Raw genomic sequence first — 19,259 nt, forward strand, 5'->3', positions numbered from 1 at the left:
GGAGTGGATGAGTCGATGGAGACTCCGGGATCGCAGACATCTCTGCACCGGGCCAACCTCGAGCGGGTCGTGCGTGCCGTGCGCATGGCGGGCTCGCTCACGCAGGCGGAGATCGCGAGGAGCACCGGCCTCTCCGCGGCCACCGTCTCCAATATCGTTCGTGAACTGAAGGACGTCGGGACCGTCGAGGTCACACCCACGTCGGCAGGCGGCCGCCGGGCCCGGAGCGTCTCGCTCAGCGGCGACGCCGGCATCGTCATCGGTGTCGATTTCGGCCACACCCATCTGCGGGTCGCCGTCGGCAATCTCGCGCACCAGGTGCTCGCGGAGGAGTCCGAGCCGCTCGATGTGGACGCCTCGTCGGCAGAGGGCTTCGATCGCGCGGAACAGCTGGTCAACCGACTGATCACGGCCACCGGCATCGGGCTGGACAAGGTGATCGGCGTCGGTCTCGGCGTGCCCGGCCCGATCGATGTCGAGTCGGGAACCCTCGGCTCCACGTCGATCCTGCCGGGCTGGACCGGGATCAACCCCAGCGAGGAGCTCTCCGGGCGGCTCGGCGTGCCCGTGTACGTCGACAACGATGCGAATCTCGGCGCCCTGGGCGAGCTCGTCTGGGGCAGTGGCCGCGGGGTGAAGGATCTTGCGTACATCAAGGTCGCCAGCGGTGTCGGCGCAGGTCTGGTGATAGACGGCCAGATCTACCGGGGCCCGGGCGGCACCGCCGGCGAGATCGGCCACATCACGCTGGACGAGTCGGGCCCCGTCTGCCGCTGCGGCAACCGGGGCTGCCTGGAGACCTTCGCCGCGGCCCGTTACGTACTCCCGCTGCTCCAGTCGAGCCACGGCGCCGATCTGACGATGGAGCGAGTGGTCCAGTTGGCCCGGGAGGGCGACCCGGGCTGCCGCCGGGTCATTGCCGACGTAGGGCGCCATATCGGCAGCGGTGTGGCCAATCTGTGCAATCTGCTCAATCCCAGTCGCGTCGTGCTGGGCGGAAATCTTGCGGAAGCGGGAGAATTGGTCCTTGGACCGATCAGGGAATCGGTTTCCCGCTACGCGATTCCCAGCGCGGCGCGCCAGCTGAGCGTCCTTCCGGGGGCGCTCGGCGGGCGTGCCGAAGTGCTGGGTGCACTGGCTCTTGTTCTCAGCGAAATGGGCGATTCGACCCTTCTGGACAGCTCGCTCCCCGTCGGGGCGCCTGCCTTCACTTAGATAACGAATGGCACCGTTGTCATCTCGTTAAGGATTTACTCCTTGACGATGACAGCGGGGCCGAGTTGACTTCCAGCCACCTCGGCCGCAAGGACGCGGCCTCGTCAGGGAGGTTCCGAAAATGAACACGCGTATGCGTCGCGCCGCCGTAGCAGTGGCCGCAACCACGATGGCCGTGTCGCTCGCCGCCTGTGGCAGTGCCTCAGAGTCCGGCGACAGCACCAAGGAGACCGCCGCCAAGGGCGACGACGTCACGATCGGTCTCCTGCTGCCGGAGAACCAGACCGCGCGCTACGAGCAGTTCGACAAGCCGCTCATCGAGAAGAAGATCAGCGAGCTGACGGGCGGCAAGGCGAAGGTCATCTACGCCAACGCCAAGCAGGACGCCACGCTGCAGAACCAGCAGGTCGACACGATGATCACCAACAAGGTGAACGCGCTCATCGTCGACGCGGTGGACTCCAAGGCCATCGCCGGCTCGGTCAAGAAGGCCAAGGACGCGGGCATCCCGGTCGTCGCCTTCGACCGTCTGGCCGAGGGCCCGATCGACGCCTACACCTCGTTCGACAACGAGGAAGTCGGCCGCGTCCAGGGCAAGGCGCTCCTCACCGCGCTCGGCGCCAAGGCCAAGGCCGGCCAGATCGTGATGATGAACGGCGCCGTCACCGACCCGAACGCAGCCCTCTTCAAGGCCGGCGCGCACGCCGAGCTCGACGGCAAGGTGAACATCGGCAAGGAGTACGACACCAAGGAGTGGAAGCCGGAGAACGCGAACGCCAACATGGAGGCCGCGATCTCGTCCCTCGGCAAGGACAAGATCATCGGCGTCTACTCCGCCAACGACGGCATGGCGGGCGGCATCATCACCGCCCTGAAGGCCGGCGGCTTCACCACGCTCCCGCCGGTCACCGGCCAGGACGCCGAGCTCGCCGGTGTGCAGCGCATCGTCGCGGGTGAGCAGTACATGAGCGTCTACAAGCCGTACGCGCCGGAGGCCGCAGCCGCCGCCGAGATGGCCGTCGCGCTGGCCAAGGGCGAGAAGGTCGACTCCATCGCCAAGGAGACGGTCGACAGCCCCACCACCAAGGGCGTCCCTTCGGTGCTCGTCCCGGTCGTCTCGCTGACCAAGGACAACATCAACGCCACGGTCGTCAAGGACGGCGTCTACACCGTCGCCCAGATCTGCACCCCGAAGTACAAGGCCGCCTGCGACGCAATCGGTCTGAAGTAGGTCCCCGCAGTCGCACGGGACTTACGCCCCACGAAGCCTGTCCGGTGCCCCGCCCCTCTTCAGCCCCCGCTATCGGGGCGGGGCGCCGGACAGAAACGCTTCTCCCTTATCTGTTCGCTTCTGCTCAACTTCCGCGGCCGTTCCTCAGGCGCGGGATCCCCGCCGGTCAGGCGGCGAAGGAGATGGTTTACGTGTCCGCTACGCCCGTGCTGGCGTTGCGCGGGGTCTCCAAGCGATTCGGTGCCGTTCAGGCGCTCACCGACGTAGAGCTTGAGGTCCATGCCGGTGAAGTGGTCGCCCTGGTCGGCGACAACGGTGCCGGAAAGTCCACGCTGGTCAAGACGATCGCCGGCGTGCACCCCATCGATGAAGGCGTCATCGAGTGGGACGGCCGCACCGTCCAGATCAACAAGCCGCACGACGCCCAGAACCTCGGCATCGCGACCGTCTACCAGGACCTCGCGCTGTGCGACAACATCGACGTCGTCGGCAACCTCTACCTCGGCCGTGAGCTCCAGAAGCGCGGCATCCTCAACGAGGTCGAGATGGAGAGCCGCGCCCGCAAGCTCCTCGACACGCTGTCGATCCGCATCCCCAGCGTGCGCATCCCGATCGCCTCGCTCTCCGGCGGTCAGCGCCAGACCGTGGCCATCGCCCGTTCGATGCTCGGCGAGCCGAAGCTCGTCATCCTCGACGAGCCCACCGCGGCCCTCGGTGTCGAGCAGACCGCCCAGGTCCTCGACCTCGTCGAGCGCCTCCGCGAGCGCGGTCACGCGGTACTGCTCATCAGCCACAACATGGCCGATGTGAAGGCCGTCGCCGACAAGGTGGCGGTGCTCCGCCTCGGCCGCAACAACGGCGTCTTCGAGGTCAGGACCACCTCGCAGGAAGAGATCATCTCCGCCATCACGGGCGCCACGGACAACGCCGTGACCCGTCGTGCGGCGCGCAGCACGGAGGTTCAGAAGTGAACATCGACAAGACCTCCACCCACAGCGACGCGCCCGTCGTCAACCCGGAGGCCGCGCACGACGCGGTCACCGCGGTCGACCCCCGGCTGCTGGTGCGCGAGCAGGGCTTCGCCGGCTACATCTCGGAGTTCAAGCGCAAGCTGCACTCCGGCGATCTGGGCTCGATGCCCGTGGTGATCGGCCTGATCATCATCGCCGTCGTCTTCCAGAGCCTGAACTCCAACTTCCTCTCCGCGCAGAACCTCAGCAACATCGCCGTCGCGATGGTCGCCACCGGCATGATGGCCGTCGGCATCATCTTCGTGCTGCTGCTCGGCGAGATCGACCTGTCGGTCGGCTCGGTCAGCGGTGTCTCCGGTGCGATCGTCGCCGTACTGAGCGTCACCCACGGCATGAACGAGTGGCTCGCCGTCCTCGTCGCGATCGCCAGCGGCGCGCTCATCGGCGCGCTCCACGGCTTCTTCTTCGCCCGGATCGGCGCACCCGCGTTCGCCGTCACACTGGCCGGCCTGCTCTTCTGGCTCGGCTTCATGCTCCAGCTCCTCGGCGACCAGGGCACCATCAACCTGGACGGCGAAGGTGTCGTCGGCAAGCTGACCACGTACTACTTCTCGGACGTGGCGGCTGCCTATGGCCTTGCCGCGGTCGCGGTGGCCGGGTTCTTCCTCTCGGCCTTCTTCGACGCGCGCCGCCGTGAGGCATCCGGTATCCCGTCCCGGCCGCTCGTCGACATCGTGGTGCGTACGGTTCTGCTCGCCGTGGTCGCCTTCGCGGCCGCCATCATGTTCAACCAGTACAAGGGCCTGCCGCTGGCGCTGGTCCTCTTCCTGGTGGTCCTGGTCGTGACGGACTTCGTGCTCCGGCGGACCACCTACGGCCGCAAGATCTTCGCGCTCGGCGGCAGCGTCGAGGCCTCCCGCCGTGCCGGTATCAACGTCACGGCGATCCGGATCACGGTCTTCTCGCTCGCCGGCACCTTCGCCGCGATCGGCGGTCTGTTCTGGGCGTCCAAGATCGCGGCCGCCAACCAGAGCGCCGGCGCCGGTGACCTGCTGATGAACGTCATCGCGGCGGCCGTCATCGGCGGCACCAGCCTGTTCGGTGGACGCGGCCGTACCTGGAACGCGCTGCTCGGCGTCATGGTGATCGTCTCGATCCAGTACGGGCTCGCGCTGGAAGGCATCGCCACACCGGTCCAGTACATGATCACGGGTGGCGTACTGCTGGCCACCGTCGTGATCGACTCCGTCACGCGGCGGACTCAGAAGACAGCGGGCCGCGCCTGACCGCGGTTCCGCAGGAGTGCCCGGCGCCGCTCGCGGTGCCGGGCACTTCTGTGTGTTCACCCGATTGCGTGATGTAGATCGCACCGCCCGGCGATCGGTGCCGCAGGCGGAACATTAGACTCGACAGACCGGCACGCTAGACCGCTCAACTGCAAGGAGGCACGGGTGGCCCTGCTGACCCGCATCACGGGACCGCGCGATCTGGATCGGCTCAGCCCGGAGCAGCTGGATCAGCTGGCCGCAGAGATCCGGACCTTCCTCGTGGACGCCGTCTCCAAGACCGGGGGACACCTCGGTCCCAACCTGGGCGTGGTGGAGCTGACCATCGCTCTGCACCGTGTCTTCGACTCGCCGAAGGACAGAGTCCTCTTCGACACCGGCCACCAGAGCTACGTGCACAAGCTGCTCACCGGCCGTCAGGACTTCTCCAGGCTCAAGATGAAGGGCGGCCTGTCCGGCTACCCGGCTCGTGCCGAGTCCGAACACGACGTCATCGAGAACTCCCACGCCTCCACGGTGCTGGGCTGGGCCGACGGCCTCGCCAAGGCCAACGAGGTGCTGAAGAAGGACGACCACGTTGTCGCGGTCATCGGTGACGGAGCCCTCACCGGCGGTATGGCCTGGGAGGCGCTGAACAACATCGCGGCCGCCAAGGACCGCCCGCTGGTGATCGTCGTCAACGACAACGAGCGCTCGTACGCCCCCACCATCGGCGGCCTCGCCAACCACCTCGCCACCCTGCGTACGACCGACGGCTACGAGCGTTTCCTGGCCCGCGGCAAGGACATCCTGGAGCGCACCCCCGTCGTCGGGAGGCCGCTCTACGAGACCCTGCACGGCGCCAAGAAGGGCCTCAAGGACTTCATCGCCCCGCAGGGCATGTTCGAGGACCTCGGCCTCAAGTACGTCGGCCCCATCGACGGGCACGACATCGAGGCCCTGGAGTCCGCGCTCGCCCGCGCCAAGCGCTTCGGCGGGCCCGTGATCGTCCACTGCCTCACCGAGAAGGGCCGTGGCTACCAGCCCGCCCTCCAGGACGAGGCGGACCGCTTCCACGCCGTCGGCAAGATCCACCCCGACACCGGCCTGCCGATCGCCTCCTCCGGCGTCGACTGGACCTCGGTCTTCGGCGAGGAAATGGTCAAGCTCGGCAAGGAGCGGGGGGACATCGTCGCGATCACCGCGGCGATGCTGCAGCCGGTCGGTCTCGACAAGTTCGCCAAGGCCTTCCCCGACCGGGTCTACGACGTCGGCATCGCCGAGCAGCACGGCGCGGTCTCCGCGGCGGGCCTGGCGACCGGCGGACTGCACCCCGTCTTCGCCGTCTACGCCACCTTCCTCAACCGCGCCTTCGACCAGGTGCTGATGGACGTGGCCCTGCACAAGTGCGGCGTGACGTTCGTACTCGACCGGGCCGGCGTCACCGGCACCGACGGCGCCTCGCACAACGGCATGTGGGACATGTCGATCCTGCAGTGCGTGCCGAGCCTGCGGATCGCCGCCCCGCGCGACGCCGACCAGGTCCGCGCCCAGCTGCGCGAGGCCGTCCAGGTCGAGGACGCGCCGACCGTGGTGCGCTTCTCCAAGGGCGCGGTCGGCCCGGCCGTGAAGGCCGTCGGCAAGGTCGGCGGCATGGACGTCCTGCGCAACGCCGGCACGGACCGGCCGGACGTCCTGCTCGTGTCCGTCGGCGCGCTCGCCCCGATGTGCCTGGAGATCGCGGAACTGCTCGAGGCGCAGGGCATCTCCACCACCGTCGTCGACCCGCGCTGGGTCAAGCCGGTCGACGAGGCGCTCGCGCCGCTGGCCGAGCAGCACCGCGTCGTCGTCACCGTCGAGGACAACAGCCGGGCAGGCGGCGTCGGTTCGGCCATCGCCCAGGCGCTGCGCGACGCGGGCGTCGACGTACCGCTGCGCGACTTCGGCATCCCGCCGCGCTTCCTCGACCACGCCTCCCGCAAGGAGGTCATGGCGGAGATCGGTCTGACCGCCCCGGACATCGCCCGTCAGGTCACCGGCCTGGTCTCCAGGCTGGACGGCCGGTTCGAGAGCGAGGCGGTCGAGCCCGTCCGCGACTGACCTCCGGTGCCCGATGGGCCGGTGGATTCACCCTGTTGGGGTGGTCCGACCGGCCCATTCGCGTGAAACGCACCCGTACGGGGCCCTCTTCGACCGCCGATGTCCGAATCATGGCGTTCACGACGAGTGCGTGGAGGTACGCCGGTGAGTACGCAGCAGGACACGGGGCCAGGCAGAGACGGTCTGTTCCGGACCAAGACGATCGAACAGTCGATCCGGGACACCGAAGAGCCGGAGCATGCCCTCAAGAAATCCCTCTCGGCATGGGATCTGATCGTCTTCGGCGTCGGTGTCATCATCGGCACCGGCATCTTCGTCCTCACCGGGAAGGTGGCCAAGGAGAACGCGGGACCCGCGACCGCGCTCGCCTTCGTCGCGGCCGGCATCGTCTGTGCGCTGGCGGCCCTGTGCTACGCCGAGTTCGCCTCGACCGTCCCGGTGGCCGGGTCGGCGTACACCTTCGCGTACGCCTCCATCGGTGAGCTGCCCGCCTGGATCATCGGCTGGGACCTGGTCCTCGAATTCGCGCTGGGCACGGCCGTCGTCGCGGTTGGATGGTCCGGCTATGTGCGCTCCCTGATGGACAACGCGGACTGGCATCTCGCGAATGCGCTGGAAGGGCCCGACGTGCCGGGCGGCACATTCGACATCCTGGCCTTCCTGCTGGTCCTGGTGCTGACCGCGATCCTCGTGGTCGGCATGAAGCTGTCGGCCAACATCACCGCGGTCGTCGTGGCCATCAAGGTGACGGTGGTCATGATCGTGATCATCGCGGGACTGTTCTTCATCGTGGGCGACAACTACTCGCCGTTCATCCCCGACGCGGTGACCCCGGAGGGCGGGCTGGGCTGGGAAGACGCCCCTATGCTCCAGCTGATTTTCGGCTACGAAGCCACCAACTTCGGCGTCATGGGCATCTTCACCGCTGCCTCCGTCGTCTTCTTCGCCTTCATCGGCTTCGACGTGGTGGCCACCGCCGCCGAGGAGACCAAGCGACCGCAGCGCGACATGCCGCGCGGCATCCTGGGCTCGCTCCTGATCTGCACCGTGCTGTACGTGGCCGTCGCGCTCGTGGTCACCGGCATGCAGCACTACACCGAGCTGTCCGTCAGCGCACCCCTCGCCGACGCCTTCAAGGCCACCGGTCACCCCTGGTACGCCGGCGCCATCAGCTTCGGCGCCGCCGTCGGCCTGACCACCGTGTGCCTGATCCTGCTGCTGGGCCAGACCCGCGTGTTCTTCGCGATGAGCCGTGACGGGCTGCTGCCGCGGTTCTTCTCCATCACGCACCCGAAGTTCAAGACCCCCTACCGCCCGACCATCCTGCTCGGCGTGGTCATCGCGATCATCGCGGGCTTCACCAGCATCAACGAACTCGCGACCCTGGTGAACATCGGCACGCTCTTCGCGTTCGTCGTCGTCGCCATCGGCGTGATGGTCCTGCGCCGCACCCGGCCGGACCTGCACCGCGCGTTCCGCACTCCCTGGGTGCCGGTGGTCCCGATTCTCTCCATCGCCGCGTCCGTGTGGCTGATGCTGAACCTGCCGGGCGAGACCTGGGCCCGTTTCGCCGCGTGGATGATCGTCGGCATCATCGTGTACTTCCTCTACGGGCGCAGCCACAGCCGCCTCGGCCGTATGGGCGCCAACGCCGAGTACTAAGCCACCTGGCCCCGTATGTCCTGCTCCGGCGGGGACTACGGGGCCGGACCCACACCGTCCGGCTGTGTTCCTCGCCTGAGGGATGCTCGCGCCCCGTCCGGGCCCCGGGGGCCATGAGGTACGGCTCGCCGACGCCGTAGAGGCCCGTACAAGCCCCGGAGAGAGGGTTCTTGTGCGGGGGTCACACCCCCGGACGCTACGTACGCTCGCCCGGCGACCGGACAGTGCGGGGTCCCACGCACTCGGCGCCGTACTCCTCGAGGCGCCGTCGGAGCTCCCGGTCCGCCGTGACGACGACACATGCCCGGCCCGCCTCGCGGCCGGCCGCCAGCTCCACGATCCGGTCGTCGCCGCTGCCGGGCGCCGACTCCACCCGCACGCCGGGAACGGACTCCACACCCTTGGCAGAGCCCTCCACGACGAGCACGAGCTCGATGGGACCGGGCCGGCCGGGAATCCCGTCCGCGGCGAGTCCGACGAGCCGGTCCCGCAGCCGCTCGGCGGCCCCGCGCCGGTCGCGCCACCAGCCGTCAGGGACGGAACCGACCACATTCGCCCCGTCGACGATCATCAGAGTGCGCATGCCCACAGCCTCGCATGGGAGTGTCCGGTGCCCAGAACGCCGAACGGGCCGTACGGAAAGTCCGTACGGCCCGTCCGTGCGACGGCCGGCGTTACGCCGGGACGCTCGCCACGCCCTGCGCCAGGAACGGCTTGCCGTTCACGCGCTCGGAGACACCTTCACGGTCCAGGTACGGCGTGATGCCGCCCAGGTGGAAGGGCCAGCCGGCGCCCGTGATGAGGCAGAGGTCGATGTCCTGCGCCTCGGCAACGACACCCTCCTGAAGCATCAGGCCGATCTCCTGCGCCACCGCGTCCAGGACACGGTCGCGGGTCTGCTCCTCGGTCAGGACGACATCGCCCTGCTTGAGGAGCGCGGCGACCTCCGGGTCCAGCTCCGGCTTGCCGGAGTCATAGACGTAGAAGCCGCGCTTGCCCGCCTTGACGACCGCGGCCAGGTTCTCGGAGACCGTGAACCGGTCCGGGAAGGCGCGGTTGAGGGTCTCGGAGACATGCAGACCGATCGCCGGACCCACCAGCTCGAGCAGGACCAGCGGCGACATCGGCAGACCCAGCGGCTCGATGGCCTTCTCGGCGACGGCGACCGGGGTGCCCTCGTCGATGACGTTCTGGATCTCGCCCATGAAGCGGGTGAGGATGCGGTTGACGACGAACGCCGGGGCGTCCTTGCACAGCACCGCGGTCTTCTTCAGCTTCTTGGCGACGCCGAAGGCGGTGGCCAGCGAGGCATCGTCGGTCTTGTCGCCGCGCACGATCTCCAGCAGCGGGAGGATCGCGACCGGGTTGAAGAAGTGGAAACCGACCACGCGCTCGGGGTGTTGCAGCTTCGACGCCATCTCGGTGACCGAGAGCGAGGAGGTGTTGGTGGCGAGGATCGCGTGCGCCGGGGCGACCGCCTCGACCTCCGCGAACACCTGCTGCTTGACGCCGATCTCCTCGAAGACGGCCTCGATGATGAAGTCGGCGTCGGAGAAGCCCTCGGCCTTGTCCAGCACACCGGTGACCAGGCCCTTGTAACGGTTGGCCTTGTCCTGGTTGATACGGCCCTTGCCGAGCAGCTTCTCGATCTCGGCGTGGACGTAGCCCACACCCTTGTCGACGCGCTCCTGGTCGATGTCGGTCAGCACGACCGGCACCTCGAGGCGGCGCAGGAAGAGCAGCGCCAGCTGAGAGGCCATCAGACCGGCGCCCACGACGCCGACCTTGGTGACCGGACGGGCCAGGGACTTGTCCGGGGCGCCGGCCGGGCGCTTGGCGCGCTTCTGGACCAGGTTGAAGGCGTAGATGCCGCTGCGCAGCTCGCCGCCCATGATCAGGTCCGCCAGCGCGGTGTCCTCGGCGTCGAAGCCGGCCTGCAGGTCGCCGTTCTTGGCCGCGGCGATGATGTCCAGGGCGCGGTACGCGGCCGGGGCCGCGCCGTGCACCTTGGAGTCGGCGATGAACCGGCCGCGCGCGACGGCCTGGTCCCAGGCCTCGCCGCGGTCGACCTCGGGACGCTCGACCGTGAGGTCGCCCTTGAGGACGGACGCCGTCCAGATCAGCGACTGCTCCAGGAAGTCCGCGCCCTCGAAGATCGCGTCGGCGATCCCGAGCTCGAAGACCTGCTTCCCCTTGAGCTGCTTGTTCTGGTTGAGCGAGTTCTCGATGATGACCGAGACGGCCTTGTCCGCGCCGATCAGGTTCGGCAGCAGTGCGCAGCCGCCCCAGCCCGGGACGAGACCGAGGAAGACCTCGGGCAGCGAGAAGGCGGGGATCGCCTGGGAGACGGTGCGGTACGAGCAGTGCAGACCGGCCTCGACACCGCCGCCCATCGCCGCGCCGTTGTAGTACGCGAACGTCGGTACCGCGAGGCCGGAGAGACGCTTGAAGACGTCGTGGCCGCCCTTGCCGATGGCGAGCGCGTCCTCGTGGCGCTTCAGCAGCTCCACGCCCTTGAGGTCGGCGCCGACCGCGAAGATGAACGGCTTGCCGGTGAGGCCGACGCCGACGATCGCGCCCTCGGCCGCCTCCTTCTCGACCTGGTCGACGGCGGCGCTGAGGTTCGCCAGCGACTGCGGCCCGAAGGTGGTCGGCTTGGTGTGGTCCAGGCCGTTGTCCAGCGTGATGAGCGCGAACGTGCCCGCCCCGCCGGGGAGTTCGAGGTGGCGCACATGCGCCTGCGTGACGACCTCGTCCGGGAACAGCTCGGCCGCGCCCTTCAGGAGTTCAGCGGTACTCACTTGTTGCCTCCGTCGAAGTGCGGGTTCTCCCAGATGACCGTCGCGCCCATGCCGAAGCCGACGCACATGGTGGTCAGGCCGTAGCGGACGTGCGGCTGCTCCTCGAACTGCCGGGCCAGCTGCGTCATCAGGCGTACGCCGGAGGAGGCCAGCGGGTGGCCGTAGGCGATGGCGCCGCCGTACTGGTTGACGCGCGCGTCGTCGTCCGCGATGCCGTAGTGCTCGAGGAAGGCCAGCACCTGGACGGCGAAGGCCTCGTTGATCTCGAACAGGCCGATGTCGTCGATCGACAGGCCCGCCTTGGCCAGCGCCTTCTCGGTCGACGGGATCGGGCCGTAGCCCATGACCTCGGGCTCGACACCGGCGTACGCGAACGAGACGAGCCGCATCCTGACCGGCAGGCCCAGCTCGCGCGCGACGTCCTCGGAGGCGAGGAGGGAGGCGGTGGCGCCGTCGTTGAGACCGGCCGCGTTGCCCGCGGTGACCCGGCCGTGCGCGCGGAACGGCGTCTTCAGCCCGGCCAGCGACTCCAGGGTGGTGCCCGGGCGCATCGGCTCGTCGGCCGTGGCCAGGCCCCAGCCGGTCTCGCCCGCTTCGGCGTTGGTGCGACGTACGGAGACCGGCACCAGGTCCTGCTGGATCTTGCCGTTGGCGTACGCCTTGGCGGCCTTCTCCTGCGAGCGCACGGCGTACTCGTCGGCGCGCTGCTTGGTGATGGCCGGGTAGCGGTCGTGCAGGTTCTCGGCGGTCATGCCCATGAAGAGGGCGGACTCGTCGACGAGCTTCTCGCTCACGAACCGCGGGTTCGGGTCGACGCCCTCGCCCATGGGGTGACGGCCCATGTGCTCGACACCGCCGGCGACGACGATGTCGTACGCGCCGAAGGCGATGGAGCCGGCGGTCGCCGTCACGGCGGTCATCGCGCCCGCGCACATGCGGTCGATGGAGTAGCCGGGGACGGACTGCGGCAGACCCGCGAGGATGCCGGCGGTGCGGCCGAGCGTGAGGCCCTGGTCGCCGATCTGCGTGGTCGCGGCGATCGCGACCTCGTCGATACGGGCGGGGTCGAGGTCCGGGTTGCGGCGCAGCAGCTCCCGGATCGCCTTCACGACGAGATCGTCGGCGCGGGTCCCGTGGTAAATGCCCTTCGGGCCCGCCTTGCCGAACGGGGTGCGGACGCCGTCGACGAAGACGACATCCCTGACGGTACGAGGCACGATGGCTCTCCTCCAGGGTGCGGGTGCGCCTGCGGCGCGCTTGCAGGACCCATGCTACTTGCGGGTAACCAAGCGGAACAGGCCCCCCGGCCGGAGCGGCGAACATCACACGGGGGCTCCGCCCCCGGACCCCCGCACCTCGGACGCCGGCGGGGCTGGATTTTTCCAGCCTGTCCGGCGATTGAGGACACGGCCGAAGGCCGTACAGGGGGGTCTGGGGGCGCAGCCCGCGGTAGGCGTCAGGCCGTCGCCGTCAGCGCACGCGTAAGGAGCGGGGCCACCAGCTCGATCTGCCAGGCGCGTGCCCCATGTCCCGCCAGCGCCGCCGACACCGCCTCCACCGTCGCCTCCGCCGGCGGCTCCCAGCACACCCGCCGGACCGTGTCCGGAGTGATCAAGTTCTCCTGCGGCAGGTTGAGCTCCTCCGCGAGTGCGGAGACCGCCGCGCGCGCCGCGGAGAGGCGGGCCGCGGCCGCCGGGTCCTTGTCCGCCCAGGAACGGGGCGGCGGCGGTCCGTTGAGCGGCTGGCCCGGCTGCGGGAGCTCGGCGTCGGACAGGTCCTTGGCCCGGTCCACCGCGGCCTGCCACTGCTCCAGCTGACGCCGCCCCATCCGGTGGCCGAAGCCGGGCAGCGCGGTCAGCGCCGGGAGATTCGCCGGTACGGCGAGCGCGGCCTCGACGATCGCGCCGTCGCTCAGCACCTTGCCCGGCGACACATCACGCCGCTGGGCAACCTTGTCGCGGGCCGTCCACAGCTCCCGTACGACCGCCATCTGCCGGCGGCGGCGCACCTTGTGCATCCCGGACGTACGCCGCCAGGGGTCCTTGCGCGGCGGAGCCGGCGGGGCCGAGGCGATCGCGTCGAACTCCTGGCGGGCCCAGTCCAGCTTGCCCTGCCGGTCCAGCTCCTTCTCCAGGGCGTCGCGCAGGTCCACCAGCAGCTCCACATCGAGCGCGGCGTAGCGCAGCCAGGGCTCGGGGAGCGGGCGGGTGGACCAGTCGACCGCGGAGTGGCCCTTCTCCAGCGCGTACCCGAGAACGCTCTCGACCATCGCGCCGAGCCCGACCCGCGGGAAGCCCGCGAGGCGCCCGGCCAGCTCGGTGTCGAACAGCCGGGTGGGGATCATGCCTATTTCGCGCAGACACGGAAGATCCTGGGTGGCCGCGTGCAGGATCCACTCCGTCCCGGCGAGGGCCTCGCCGAGCCCGGAGAGGTCGGGGCAGCCGACCGGATCGATGAGTGCGGTGCCCGCGCCTTCGCGGCGCAGCTGCACGAGATAGGCCCGCTGGCCGTACCGGTAGCCGGACGCGCGCTCGGCGTCGACGGCGACAGGGCCGGTGCCTGAGGCAAAGGCGGCGATCACTTGGGCGAGGGCATCGTCGGTGGCTACCACCGGCGGAATGCCGTCACGAGGCTCCAGCAAGGGAATCGGCGCCGGTTCGACGTCGTCCGGGGGAGCGCCCCCGGTGGTTCGCAGTGCTGTCTCTGCTGCGGTCTCTTGGGCGTCGGTCACGTGTCAAGGGTATCCGTCAACGGACAGCGCCCGTCGACGGAACGTTCCGTCGACGGGCGCGAATGAAATGGAGAGGGGTCAGTGGATGATGCCGGTGCGCAGCGCCACGGCCACCATGCCGGCCCGGTCGCCCGTGCCGAGCTTGCGTGCGATGCGTGCGAGGTGGCTCTTGACGGTCAGTGCGGACAGGCCCATCGAGACGCCGATCGCCTTGTTGGACTGGCCTTCCGCGACCAGGCGGAGCACCTCGACCTCACGGCCGGAGAGCTCGCGGTAGCCGCCGGGGTGGCTCGGGGCACCCGGGGGGCGGCGGTGCATCCGGCCGGCCGCGGCGCCGATGGGGGCGGCGCCGGGACGGGTCGGGTGCCCGATGTTCGTACGCGTACCGGTGACGACATAGCCCTTGACGCCGCCCGCGAGGGCGTTGCGTACGGCGCCGATGTCGTCGGCGGCGGAGAGGGCCAGGCCGTTGGGCCAGCCCGCCGCCCGGGTCTCGGACAGCAGGGTCAGCCCGGAACCGTCGGGCAGGTGGACGTCGGCAACGCAGATGTCTCGCGGGTTGCCGACGCGGGGACGGGCCTCCGCGATGGACGACGCCTCGATCACGTCACGTACTCCGAGGGCCCACAAGTGGCGGGTGACGGTGGAGCGGACGCGCGGGTCGGCCACGACGACCATGGCCGTCGGCTTGTTCGGGCGGTAGGCGACCAGGCTTGCGGGCTGCTCGAGAAGAACGGACACCAGGCCTCCTGGGAAGGTACGGGACGGGGCCGGCCAGGGGATGAAGCCGGGGCGAACCGTGCTTGAAGGGTCACGAACCTCTTCGGCACCAAACCTGCCCGCCTTTAGAGAATGATCACGATTTAGTGAGTAACAATTGGGGCAATTCGGACGCGTGATCGATCATCCTTCGAACGAGCGCGTCCTGTGTGCGAATGCCGCGAGGAGCACGAGGGAGCCCGTGCCCGGACCCGAGTGTCCCGGCTTCACCCCGGGGGCGGGACTACGGCTGCTGCGGACCGCGCCGCTGCGGCAGCGACACCACGCCCGTGACCGTGTCCGCCGAACCGGCCGGCGACGGCGGCAGACCGGCGACCTGACAGAGCAGATCGCACCAGGCCGCGAGGTGTGCCGCGGAGTCCGGGACCCCGCCGAGACCCTCGCGCGGCGACCAGGACGCCCGGATCTCGATCTGTGTCGCCGGGAGCCGGTCGGAGAGTCCACCGAAATAGTGAGACCCCGCGCGGGTGACGGTGCCGCTCGCCTCCCCGTACGACAGACCGCGCGCCTCCAACGCGCCCGTCAGCCACGACCAGCAGACCTCGGGGAGGAGCGGATCGGCCGCCATCTCCGGCTCCAGCTCCGCTCGTACGAGGGTCACCAGCCGGAAGGTGCCCTGCCAGGCATCGTGACCCGCCGGATCGTGCAGCAGCACGAGCCGGCCGTCCGCCAGATCGTCGTCGCCGTCGACGACCGCCGCCTCCAGGGCGTACGCATGGGGGGCGAGGCGCTGCGGAGGGCGCGTCGGGTCCACCTCGATCTCGGGTCGCAGCCGCGCGGACCGCAGCCCGTCGACCGCCTGCCGGAACGCGCGCGGGACAGCATTCCCCTCCGCGCTGTCCGTCTCGTCAGCGCTGTTGGAATGATCGGAAAAATGTCCCTGAGCCGCAGCCATGCGGGGAAGAGTAGGCGGAACGGGGGCTTCGCGCAGGGAGGGACACCCGGCCCGGGGCGGCCACTTCAGGTGCACGTGCGAAGATTCTGGGCGTGAGTGCCAATGACCGCCCCCCGGGCCAGCCGAAGAAGACGTACGACTCCGCATTTCTGAAGGCGTGCAGGCGTGAGCCGGTGTCGCACACACCGGTCTGGTTCATGCGGCAGGCGGGGCGCTCACTGCCGGAGTACCTGAAGGTGCGCGAGGGCATTCCGATGCTCGAGTCGTGCATGCGGCCGGAGCTGGTCACCGAGATCACGCTGCAGCCCGTGCGGCGGCACAAGGTCGACGCGGCGATCTACTTCAGCGACATCGTCGTGCCGCTCAAGGCGATCGGCATCGACCTCGACATCGAGCCGGGCGTCGGCCCGGTCGTCGCCGAGCCGATCCGTACGCGTGCGGACCTGGCGCGGCTGCGCGATCTGACGCCCGAGGACGTCTGGTACGTCACCGAGGCGATGGGGATGCTCACCGAGGAGCTCGGGTCCACCCCGCTCATCGGTTTCGCCGGTGCGCCGTTCACTCTCGCGAGCTACCTCGTCGAGGGGGGTCCCTCGCGCAACCATGAGCACACGAAGGCGCTGATGTACGGCGACCCGCAGCTGTGGGCGGATCTGCTGGACCGGCTCGCGGAGATCACCTCGGCGTTCTTGAAGGTGCAGATCGAGGCGGGCGCGAGTGCGGTGCAGCTCTTCGACTCATGGGTGGGGGCACTCGCTCCCGCCGACTACCGGCGCTCGGTGATGCCGGCCTCGACGAAGGTCTTCGACGCCGTGGCCTCCTACGGCGTCCCGCGGATCCACTTCGGCGTCGGCACGGGCGAGCTGCTCGGCCTCATGGGCGAGGCGGGCGCGGATGTGGTGGGCGTCGACTGGCGGGTCCCGCTGGACGAGGCCGCCCGCCGGGTCGGTCCGGGCAAGGCGCTGCAAGGGAACCTGGACCCGGCGGTGCTCTTCTCCACGCGGGAGGCGGTGGAGACCAGGACCCGCGAGGTACTGGACGCGGCGGCGGGCCTCGAGGGGCACGTCTTCAACCTGGGGCACGGGGTGCTGCCGACGACGGATCCGGATGCGCTGACCCGTCTCGTGGAGTACGTCCACGAGCGGACGGCGAAGTAGGGATTCCGGCGAGGCTGGATTCTCCGTCCGCAGGGCGGAAATCTGAGCCCGTCCGGCTCGGCCCGCACCCGCGTCCGCCCCTACCCCGCTCCCCGTACCGCCGTCACCGCCTTCCGGGCCGCCACCAGGATCGGGTCCCATACCGGGGAGAACGGCGGCGCGTAGCCCAGGTCCAGTGCCGTCATCTGTTCCACCGTCATGCCCGCCGTCAGGGCGACCGCCGCGATGTCCACGCGCTTCGCCGCGCCCTCGCCGCCGACGATCTGGACGCCCAGCAGCCTGCCCGAGCGCCGCTCCGCCAGCATCTTGACCGTCATCATGGTCGCGCCCGGGTAATAGCCCGCGCTGTTCGTCGACTCGATCGTGGTCGTGACGTACTGCAGACCCACCGCGCGTGCGTCCTTCTCGCGCAGGCCGGTACGGGCGATCTCCAGGTCGCAGACCTTGCTGACGGCCGTGCCGACGACGCCCGGGAACGTCGCGTACCCGCCGCCCACGTTGGAGCCGATGATCTGGCCGTGCTTGTTCGCGTGTGTGCCCAGCGCGATATGGCGCTCGCGGCCCGAGACCAGGTCGAGGACCTCGACACAGTCGCCGCCCGCCCAGATGTTCCCGTGGCCGCGCACCCGCATCGCGAGGTCGGTGAGCAGCCCGCCGTGCACACCGAGCGGCAGACCCGCCGCGCCGGCGAGCGTCGTCTCCGGCTCGACGCCGATGCCAAGGACCACGACATCCGCCGGGTACGAGCCGGACTCCGTGGCGACCGCCGAGACCCGGCCGTCCCCGCCGGTGAGGATCTTGGTGACCGCGGCACCCCGCACCGTGGTGATGCCCATATCGTCCATCGCCCTGTGGACCAGCCGGCCCATGTCCGGGTCGAGCGTGGCCATCGGCTGCTCGCCGCGGTTGAGTACGGTCACCTCGTAGCCGCGCTTGATGAACGCTTCCGCCATCTCGACGCCGATATAGCCCGCGCCCACGATGACCGCGCGCCTGCCGCTCGTACGGGCGAGGGTGTCCAGCAGCTCCTGGCCGTCGTCGAGGGTCTGCACCCCGTGGACCCCCGGGGCGTCCATGCCCGGCAGCGCGGGACGGACCGGGCGCGCGCCGGTCGCGATGACCAGTTTGTCGAAGCCCGTCCAGGCGTCCGTGCCCGATTCGAGGTCGCGGCTGCGCACACGCTGTCCGGCGACGTCGATCTCCGTCGCCTCCGTACGCGTCCGCAGACCGATCCCGCGCTCGCGGTGCTCGGCCGGCGTACGGGCGATCAGGTCGTCGCGCTCCGGCACATCACCGCCGACCCAGTACGGGATCCCGCAGGCCGAGTACGAGCTGAAGTGCCCGCGCTCGAACGCCACGATCTCCAGTTCGTCCGGGCCCTTCAGTCTGCGTGCCTGCGATGCGGCGGACATGCCCGCCGCATCGCCCCCGATGACCACCAGCCGCTCTGTTGCCATGGGGAACACGCTACGGGTGAGCGGCCGTTCAGTCCTGGTCGGGGCCGGGCGCCGGGTACGGCGTCAGCGGCGCCGTCGCGGCAGCCGGCCCCGGGACCCGGTGCTTGGCCAGCCGGGGCCGTACGACCCAGCGCCACACCGCGTACAGCAGCACGAACACCGCGGCGAACGGTGCCACCGCGCCCACCGCCACCGCGATCCACCGTCCCGTGGCCACGAGCGCGTCCCAGCCGCCGCCGAGGGCGTCCAGGAAGCCCGGGTCGTCGTCCTCCTTCTTCGGGTCCTTGTTCTCACGCTCGGAGAGCATCAGGGTGATCGTCGCCAGCGTCGTACGGTCCTCGAGGGCGGCCTGCTGCGCCAGCAGCGACTCCAACTGTGCCTGGCGGCTGCTCAGTTGACCCTCCAGCGTGACCACATCGCTCAGCTTGGCGGCCCGGTCCATCAGCGCCCGTACGCGTGCCACGCTCGCGCGCTGCGTGGCGATGCGGCTCTCCACGTCGACCACCTGCCCGGTGACGTCCTCGGCCTCGGCCTTGCGGGAGAGCAGCTTTCCGGAGCCCGCCAGCTCGGCGAGGACGGAGTCGTACTTCTCCTGCGGGACGCGCAGCACGACCCGCGAGGTCACATGCGTGTCGTCGATCCGCTCGGTGCTCTCGCCCGCGACATGACCGCCTGCGCTCTGGACCGCCGCACGCGCGTCGGCGAGAGCCTTCGGTGCGTCCTTGACCTCGACGTTGAGCTCGGCGGTGCGAATGATGTGCGTCGGCAGCACCGAGACAGGATCCTTCGCCGGCGCCTTCGCGTCGGCCGCGCTGCCCCCCGCGCCCTCCGCCGCCCGCTTCGGGTCGCTCTGCGCCTTGTCGTCCGCGGCGCCCGCGCCGGACGAGGTATCGGACGCGCCGCACCCGGCGATGCCGAGTGAGGCGATGAGAAACAGTGCCGCGAATGTACGCCGTGCACGCATGGCGGTCCCCCCTGGGACAGATGGTGAGGT

The 19,259-nt window shown here is 69.8% G+C and carries 15 protein-coding genes; 7 read left to right on the plus strand and 8 right to left on the minus strand.

The features are described 5' to 3' along the window. Positions 1-15 precede the first annotated feature (15 nt). From SLUN_RS30660 to SLUN_RS30685, 6 genes are all read left to right on the plus strand, one after another. Positions 16-1,215, plus strand: coding sequence for an ROK family transcriptional regulator (locus tag SLUN_RS30660; protein WP_108153200.1), 1,200 nt, complete (start codon positions 16-18; stop codon positions 1,213-1,215). Positions 1,216-1,336: 121 nt separating this feature from the next. After that, on the plus strand, positions 1,337-2,446 hold the full coding sequence (locus SLUN_RS30665) for a substrate-binding domain-containing protein (RefSeq protein ID WP_170146624.1): 1,110 nt from the start codon (positions 1,337-1,339) through the stop codon (positions 2,444-2,446). 182 nt (positions 2,447-2,628) lie between these two features. Next, on the plus strand, positions 2,629-3,417 hold the full coding sequence (locus SLUN_RS30670) for an ATP-binding cassette domain-containing protein (protein WP_108153201.1): 789 nt from the start codon (positions 2,629-2,631) through the stop codon (positions 3,415-3,417). Further along, the gene (locus SLUN_RS30675) at positions 3,414-4,703 is read left to right on the plus strand and encodes a sugar ABC transporter permease (RefSeq protein WP_108153202.1); all 1,290 of its coding nucleotides are present in this window, start codon (positions 3,414-3,416) and stop codon (positions 4,701-4,703) included. The genes SLUN_RS30670 and SLUN_RS30675 overlap by 4 nt, the downstream gene beginning before the upstream one ends. Positions 4,704-4,868: 165 nt before the next feature. Further along, complete coding sequence (dxs, locus tag SLUN_RS30680) at positions 4,869-6,782, plus strand: 1-deoxy-D-xylulose-5-phosphate synthase (protein ID WP_108153203.1); 1,914 nt, start codon at positions 4,869-4,871, stop codon at positions 6,780-6,782. Positions 6,783-6,926: 144 nt separating this feature from the next. Beyond that, the gene (locus tag SLUN_RS30685; RefSeq protein ID WP_108153204.1) at positions 6,927-8,444 is read left to right on the plus strand and encodes an amino acid permease; all 1,518 of its coding nucleotides are present in this window, start codon (positions 6,927-6,929) and stop codon (positions 8,442-8,444) included. Positions 8,445-8,640: 196 nt separating this feature from the next. Here the strand turns inward: SLUN_RS30685 and SLUN_RS30690 are convergent, their stop codons facing one another. From SLUN_RS30690 to SLUN_RS30715, 6 genes are all read right to left on the minus strand, one after another. Further along, entirely contained in the window at positions 8,641-9,027 is a 387-nt protein-coding gene (locus tag SLUN_RS30690) for an NYN domain-containing protein (RefSeq protein WP_108153205.1), read from the minus strand. Positions 9,028-9,118: 91 nt separating this feature from the next. Next, positions 9,119-11,245, minus strand: coding sequence for a 3-hydroxyacyl-CoA dehydrogenase NAD-binding domain-containing protein (locus SLUN_RS30695; RefSeq protein WP_108153206.1), 2,127 nt, complete (start codon positions 11,243-11,245; stop codon positions 9,119-9,121). Next, positions 11,242-12,462 (minus strand): thiolase family protein, encoded by a 1,221-nt coding sequence (locus SLUN_RS30700; RefSeq protein WP_108153207.1) that lies wholly within the window; start codon positions 12,460-12,462, stop codon positions 11,242-11,244. Before SLUN_RS30700 ends, SLUN_RS30695 begins: the two co-directional genes overlap by 4 nt. Before the next feature lie 239 nt (positions 12,463-12,701). After that, positions 12,702-13,976, minus strand: a complete 1,275-nt coding sequence (locus tag SLUN_RS30705; protein WP_108153208.1) for an HRDC domain-containing protein — start codon at positions 13,974-13,976, stop codon at positions 12,702-12,704. A gap of 78 nt (positions 13,977-14,054) precedes the next feature. Beyond that, entirely contained in the window at positions 14,055-14,717 is a 663-nt protein-coding gene (locus tag SLUN_RS30710; RefSeq protein WP_108153209.1) for a helix-turn-helix transcriptional regulator, read from the minus strand. 262 nt (positions 14,718-14,979) lie between these two features. Then, entirely contained in the window at positions 14,980-15,651 is a 672-nt protein-coding gene (locus tag SLUN_RS30715) for a DUF3000 domain-containing protein (protein WP_108153210.1), read from the minus strand. A 92-nt stretch (positions 15,652-15,743) separates the two neighbouring features. Between SLUN_RS30715 and hemE the strand changes: the two genes are divergently transcribed. After that, positions 15,744-16,808 carry a uroporphyrinogen decarboxylase gene (gene hemE, locus SLUN_RS30720; RefSeq protein WP_108153211.1) on the plus strand — a complete coding sequence of 355 codons (1,065 nt, stop codon included), beginning with the start codon at positions 15,744-15,746 and terminating at the stop codon, positions 16,806-16,808. Between the two features lie 80 nt (positions 16,809-16,888). Here hemE and SLUN_RS30725 read toward each other — a convergent pair whose 3' ends face one another. Next, the gene (locus tag SLUN_RS30725; RefSeq protein ID WP_108153212.1) at positions 16,889-18,265 is read right to left on the minus strand and encodes an FAD-dependent oxidoreductase; all 1,377 of its coding nucleotides are present in this window, start codon (positions 18,263-18,265) and stop codon (positions 16,889-16,891) included. Positions 18,266-18,293: 28 nt separating this feature from the next. After that, positions 18,294-19,229, minus strand: coding sequence for a DUF4349 domain-containing protein (locus SLUN_RS30730; protein WP_108153213.1), 936 nt, complete (start codon positions 19,227-19,229; stop codon positions 18,294-18,296). Positions 19,230-19,259: the final 30 nt, after the last annotated feature.

The organism is Streptomyces lunaelactis, from assembly GCF_003054555.1.
Classification (GTDB): Bacteria; Actinomycetota; Actinomycetes; order Streptomycetales; family Streptomycetaceae; genus Streptomyces; species Streptomyces lunaelactis.

Coding starts and splice junctions, on each gene's coding strand:
- SLUN_RS30660 (WP_108153200.1), top strand. CDS start 16: ATGGAGACTCCGGGATCGCAGACATCTCTGCACCGGGCCAACCTCGAG.
- SLUN_RS30730 (WP_108153213.1), bottom strand. CDS start 19,229: ATGCGTGCACGGCGTACATTCGCGGCACTGTTTCTCATCGCCTCACTC.
- SLUN_RS30670 (WP_108153201.1), top strand. CDS start 2,629: ATGGTTTACGTGTCCGCTACGCCCGTGCTGGCGTTGCGCGGGGTCTCC.
- SLUN_RS30715 (WP_108153210.1), bottom strand. CDS start 15,651: ATGGCTGCGGCTCAGGGACATTTTTCCGATCATTCCAACAGCGCTGAC.
- SLUN_RS30725 (WP_108153212.1), bottom strand. CDS start 18,265: ATGGCAACAGAGCGGCTGGTGGTCATCGGGGGCGATGCGGCGGGCATG.
- SLUN_RS30665 (WP_170146624.1), top strand. CDS start 1,337: ATGAACACGCGTATGCGTCGCGCCGCCGTAGCAGTGGCCGCAACCACG.
- SLUN_RS30690 (WP_108153205.1), bottom strand. CDS start 9,027: ATGCGCACTCTGATGATCGTCGACGGGGCGAATGTGGTCGGTTCCGTC.